7 protein-coding genes are annotated in these 5321 nt (G+C 64.0%); 1 reads left to right on the top strand and 6 read right to left on the bottom strand.

Annotated features, from left to right (window positions below):
* The 6 genes from EN906_RS21780 to EN906_RS21755 all read right to left on the bottom strand — a co-directional run.
* The coding region (locus EN906_RS21780) for a hemolysin III family protein (RefSeq protein ID WP_164773331.1) at positions 1–489 on the bottom strand (489 nt) is incomplete at its 3' end.
* A gap of 106 nt (positions 490–595) precedes the next feature.
* Positions 596–1396: an inositol monophosphatase family protein gene (locus tag EN906_RS21775; RefSeq protein WP_013529126.1), complete on the bottom strand. Its 801-nt coding sequence runs from the start codon at positions 1394–1396 to the stop codon at positions 596–598.
* 85 nt (positions 1397–1481) lie between these two features.
* Positions 1482–2048: an elongation factor P gene (efp, locus tag EN906_RS21770; RefSeq protein ID WP_013529127.1), complete on the bottom strand. Its 567-nt coding sequence runs from the start codon at positions 2046–2048 to the stop codon at positions 1482–1484.
* Between the two features lie 173 nt (positions 2049–2221).
* Complete coding sequence (locus EN906_RS21765; RefSeq protein ID WP_127270840.1) at positions 2222–3262, bottom strand: tetratricopeptide repeat protein; 1041 nt, start codon at positions 3260–3262, stop codon at positions 2222–2224.
* Between the two features lies 1 nt (position 3263).
* Positions 3264–3911 (bottom strand): thiamine phosphate synthase, encoded by a 648-nt coding sequence (locus EN906_RS21760; RefSeq protein ID WP_127272276.1) that lies wholly within the window; start codon positions 3909–3911, stop codon positions 3264–3266.
* A gap of 134 nt (positions 3912–4045) precedes the next feature.
* Entirely contained in the window at positions 4046–4951 is a 906-nt protein-coding gene (locus tag EN906_RS21755; protein WP_127268482.1) for a DMT family transporter, read from the bottom strand.
* 134 nt (positions 4952–5085) lie between these two features.
* Between EN906_RS21755 and EN906_RS21750 the strand changes: the two genes are divergently transcribed.
* On the top strand, positions 5086–5321 hold a 236-nt coding region (locus tag EN906_RS21750), incomplete at its 3' end, for a winged helix-turn-helix transcriptional regulator (RefSeq protein ID WP_127375356.1).

Here is a 5321-nt window from a genome sequence, read left to right as displayed (position 1 = left end):
GACCAGGATGATGCCGCTCCAGCCGATGGCGAGATAGAAACCGATCGCCAGCCGGTCGAAACGGCCGGGAAAGAACACCTTGATGGCAATACCCAGCACTGCCGCGGCCCAGACCAGCACGATCATCCAGCGCGCCAGCGGCGAGCCTTCGAGCTGCGCCAGGAAAGGCGTATAGGTCGCGGCGATCAGCAGATAGATCGCGGCGTGGTCGAAACGCCGCAACACCCATTTTGCCGGCGACGACACCGGCCACAGATTGTAGGTCATCGACACCGAGAGCACGGTGAGCAGCGAAACCACGTAGAAGGCGGCGGCGATGTATTCGCCAGGTCCGACACGAAACGCCGCCAGCGCCAGCAGTGCCGACCCTGCCGCGATCGCCAGCACGATGCCGACCGCGTGGACGATACCGTCTGCGATCATCTCGGCACGCGAATAGTGCCAGCGTCCGATGAACGGGATATCGGGGTAGGGTTGGTTGTCTCTCACTAAGCCGGGTTCCTGCACCGCGCCCTTCAATTTGGGCGCATGCCGGGCAGTATTTCAAGCTTCCATTGCGGTTTTGCGACTGCGGCGCATCAGCGCGGCGTGGCTGTCAGCGGGAGGAGAGCGGCTTCTTCACGACCTTCAGCAAAGCGCGCTGGATGATCTCGTTGCCGGCGACGACCGAGCCGTTGTCGAGCATGTCCTGGCCGCCATCCATGTCGGAGACGAAGCCGCCCGCCTCGCGGATCAAAAGCAGCCCGGCGGCGATGTCCCAGGCCGACAGGCCGGTTTCCCAGAAGCCATCCATGCGGCCGGCGGCGACATAGGCGAGATCGAGCGATGCGGAGCCGAGGCGGCGGACGCCGGAAACCTCGGCCATGACATTGCGCAGTTCGACCAGGAAATTGCCGTGGTGGCCGCGGCCGAGATGCGGCATGCCGCAGCCGATCACGGTGTCGACCAGCTTGATGCGGCCGGCGACGCGCAAGCGGCGGTCGTTCATGAAGGCGCCGCCCCCGCGTTCGCAGGTGTAGAGTTCGTCCATCGCCGGATTGTAGATGACGCCGGCGACGATCTGGCCCTGGCGCTCCAGCGCGATCGAAACGGCAAAGAGCGGAATGCCGTGCAGGAAATTGGTGGTGCCGTCGAGCGGGTCGACGATCCAGCGATGCTGGCCGTCGTCGCCTTCAACCACGCCGCGCTCTTCCATCAGGAAGGAATAGCCGGGCCGAGCCTTGGACAATTCGGCAAAGACGATGTCCTCTGCCTTGCGGTCGGCCTGGCTGACATAATCGCCGGGGCCCTTCATCGAGACCTGCAGGTTCTGCACCTCGCCGAAGTCGCGCGACAGCGAGCGGCCGGCCTTCATTGCGGCCTGGACCATGACGTTGAGAAGGGCTGAGCGTGCCATAGTGCTTTTTCCCGGTGCTGCGCTTTAAATTCTGCCTCGATGCATGTCGGTGACCCGGAACCCGGCCACTTCTGGGCGACATGCGTCAGTCGGCGCGGCGCACGTAAGTGATTTCGTTGGTGTCGACGATGATGCGCTCGCCGGCGCCGATGAAGGGCGGCACCAGGACGCGGATGCCGTTCTCCAGGATCGCCGGCTTGTAGGACGATGCCGCCGTCTGACCCTTCACCACCGGGTCGGCCTCGGTGATGGTCAGCGTCACATAGTCGGGCAGCGAAATGCCGATCGGCCGCTCTTCGTAGAGCTGGACCGTCACCATCATGCCGTCCTGCAGGAAGGCGGCGCGATCGCCGACGAAGTCCTTGTTCAATTCGAGCTGCTCGTAGCTCTGGGTGTCCATGAACACCAGTGCGTCTTCCTGCGCGTAAAGGAAGGAAAAATCCTTCAGGTCGAGCCGGATCTGTTCGACGGTCTCGGCCGAGCGGAAGCGCTCGTTGAGCTTGGTGCCGTTGATGAGGTTCTTCAGTTCGACCTGATTGTAGGCGCCGCCCTTGCCGGGCTTGACGGTGTTGGTCCTGACCGCCACCCAAAGCCCGCCATCATGCTCGATGACATAGCCGGGACGGATTTCGTTGCCATTGATCTTGGCCATGATGAGATGATCCGGAATGATGCCAACGGCCACGCCGTCGGTATGGATGTTCGCTGGGAAAGCGATTTCGGGCTCCCAAGACCACAAATCGCCAGAAGAGGCAAGGGAGCGGGCAGGTCGGTGCCAGGCGAGGGGAGCCGAGGTTACACTTGCGATGACCGCGAGAACCGCCGTCAAGGCAGCCGGTTGGCCTTCTGCAGCGCCTGCTTGGTCTGGTCGTCGTCCAGCCCCTGCAGGAAGTCGTCCATCTGTGGGTCGATGAGGCCGGCACGGCGGGCGACGACGTACCAGGCGCCGGCAAGCACAAGGTCCGGATCAGTGCCGATGCCTTGCATATAGAGCTTGGCCAGGCGGTTCTGGGCGGCGACATTGCCGCCCTCCGCCGCCTGCTTCATCCAGCCGAAGGCGGATTTCAGGTCGCGCGCACCGCCGCGGCCTTCGATCATCCAGGCGGCGAGATCGATCTGCGCGGTGTCGTAGTTCTGCCTTGCGGCCTGCGCCAGCAGGCGCCTTGCCTGGGCGTCGTCACGTGGCTTGCCACCGACACCGTTGGCGTAGATCTGCGACATTGCATATTGCGCGTCCGCGAGGCCGGTCGCGGCGGCGCGCTCATAGTAGGAAACCGCCTTGGCCATGCCGGCGTCGCCGGGGTCCTGCTGGACCAGCATCTGCGCGAAATTGAATTGCGCCAGCCGGTTGCCGGCTTCGGCGGCGGCCTGCATCAAGGCGTAGGCCTCTTTTCCATCCTTTTTGACGTAGCGGCCGTCGAGCAGCATCAGCGCATACTGGAACTGCGATTCCGGCACACCCTGTTCGGCGGCCAGCGCGTACCATTTCGCCGCTTGCGCCGAATTGACCGGCACACCGAGCCCCCGCGACAGGATCTCGGCCACCAAGGTCTGCGCCGCCGGATCGCCGTTTTGCGCCCGGACCAATGCCAGATTGTAAGCTGTCTTGTAGAGACCGCGCTGGAAGGCGCCATAGGCCGCGTCGGCGGGTTTTGCGCCGAAGCGGTCGGGATTGACCGTGTCGGCCGACGGCAGCGGCGCGGGCTCGGCCGTGGTAGCGGGCTGCGGCAACGGCTTGTCGATCGGCTTGTCGGTGTGGACGCCGATTTCCGGCTTGGGCTGCGGCAGGGGGATGGTCTCCGCGGCGGCAGCCTGGACCATCAGCACCGCAAGCAGAGCCTGGAGGGGAAGCGTCGCCGAGGACATTTCAGTCCTCGAAGCGCGGCGCGGTCTCGTCGAGCAGCGCGTTGGCGGTGGCGACCGCTGTCCTGGGATCGGTGCCGTCGGCAAACACGGCGCTCGACAGCGCCACGAATTCAGCGCCGGTGGCGCCCACCGCTTCGACCGAGGCGATGTCGGATCCGGCCATGACGATGCAAGGGATCTGGATCATGTCCGCCCACCATGCGCCGAGCGACAGGTTGCGCGGGTGCGGTTCGGGCTTGTTGTCGTAACCGAAGCGGCCGAAGAAGATGTAGTCTGGCCGCGTCTCGCCAAGCTCGAGCGCGTCGTCACGTGTCTTGGCGCCGCCGGTGCCGACCATCATCTTTGCCTGGAAATGCTCGATCGTCTCGGCAAGTTCGGCCTTGGAGACCTCGACATGGATGCCGTCGGCCTGGACGCGGCCGGCTATGCGGGTGTCGCCGGCGATGATGACAGCAACGCCGGCGGCTTGCGCTGCCGGCACGATCTGTTCGGCGAAAGCCTGAAAGGAGGCTTCATCCATGCCGTTCTCGGGCAGGATCAGCGAAGCGACATCGCCGCCATCGAATGCCGCGACAATACGGGCCGCCGGCACGCCGGACGGCGCGATCAGCACGATGCGACAGCGATTGGGGGGCGTTGCTTCATTCATGGTTCTTCGGGTCCCGCGTTTCGCCTATGCCGGGCGAAGATGGTTGGATTGCGGCATAGAGCAAAGTGCCCGCTTTGAACAGGCGGGCAGCCGGGATCGCGATGTTTGACCCGCCGGGCATCCGGCGGGGCGCTTCATTTGATCGGGTGCGGGCTCGCCACGGGCGGTTTGCCCTTCCACAGCGTCCAGCCGAGATTCATGCCGGCGGCGGCGATCAGGATGGCGGTGGCGCCGACGACCTGACTCAGATGCAGCCGATGGCCGAAGGCGACGACATCGACCAGGATGGCGACGACCGGATAGATGAAGGACAGCGATCCCTGCAGATGCGTCGGCAGCTTCTGGATGGCGCCGTACATCAGTATGTACATCAGGCCGGTATGGACGATGCCGAGCGTCGCCAGCATGGTCCAGCTCCAGGCATCGGCCGGAAGCTCTGCAAGATTGGCGAAAGGCGCCAGCATGACGACGCCGACGCAGACCTGGATCAGCGCGATGAGGTGCGGCGGCGTGCCCTTGAGCTTCTTGGTGACGATGGCGGCGACGGCCCAGAAGAAAGCCGCGCCCAACGCCATGACGATGCCGGTGAAATAATCCGTGCCGATATCGCCGGCATCGGGAGCCGACTGCACGATCAGAACCATGCCGGCGAAGGCGATGGCCAGCCAGGTCAGCTTGGTCAGGGTCAGCCGCTCGGCGAAGAAAAGCGCACCGAAGCCGACCAGCATGAAAGGCTGCGTGTTGTAGACAGCGGTGGCGATCGAGATCGACGCGCGCGAGAATGCGCTGAACAGCAGCAGCCAGTTGACGACGATGGCGACGCCGCCGAGCGCGGCGATGCCGATGATGCGCAGCGACAGCCTGTTGCGCAGCAATCCCAGCCCGGCGCAGATGATGAGCAGCGTCAGCGCACCGAAAGCGCAACGCCAGAACACCACATCCATGATCGGCTGGCCGGACAGGACGACGAACCATCCGATCGTTCCCAGGATGGCCATTGCGGCTGACATTTCGACCGTGCCGCGCACCGTTTCGTTCACAACAAACCTCCATATCGGTTGAGCCGCCATAATCTCATGCTGCCGCGAAGCTTTCCATCTGATTGGAAAGGGCGTATGGCCGGTTGGCCTAATTATATTAGGAGAAAACTCCAAACTATCGGGGAAAGAAAAAGATGCTGGACGATCTCGACCGAAATCTCCTTGAAATCCTGGTCAAGGATGCACGGACCTCGCTGAAGGAACTGGCCGCCCAGGTCGGGCTGTCGTCGCCAAGCGTTTCGGAGCGGCTGCGACGGCTCGAGGAGCGCGGCGTCATCCGAGCGTTCACTGTCGAGATCGATCCGCTGGCGCTCGGTTATACCCTGCAGGCGATCGTGCGCATCCGGCCTTTGCCGGGCAAGCTGCACAT

It is taken from the genome of Mesorhizobium sp. M7A.F.Ca.CA.004.06.1.1, assembly GCF_003999135.1.
Lineage (GTDB): Bacteria > Pseudomonadota > Alphaproteobacteria > Rhizobiales > Rhizobiaceae > Mesorhizobium.
This window is presented reverse-complemented; position numbering and strand designations above follow the sequence as displayed.

Excerpts from the sequence above, each read along its gene's own strand:
- EN906_RS21775 (WP_013529126.1), bottom strand. The coding sequence starts at position 1,396 with ATGGCACGCTCAGCCCTTCTCAACGTCATGGTCCAGGCCGCAATGAAG.
- efp (WP_013529127.1), bottom strand. The coding sequence starts at position 2,048 with ATGGCCAAGATCAATGGCAACGAAATCCGTCCCGGCTATGTCATCGAG.
- EN906_RS21765 (WP_127270840.1), bottom strand. The coding sequence starts at position 3,262 with ATGTCCTCGGCGACGCTTCCCCTCCAGGCTCTGCTTGCGGTGCTGATG.
- EN906_RS21760 (WP_127272276.1), bottom strand. The coding sequence starts at position 3,911 with ATGAATGAAGCAACGCCCCCCAATCGCTGTCGCATCGTGCTGATCGCG.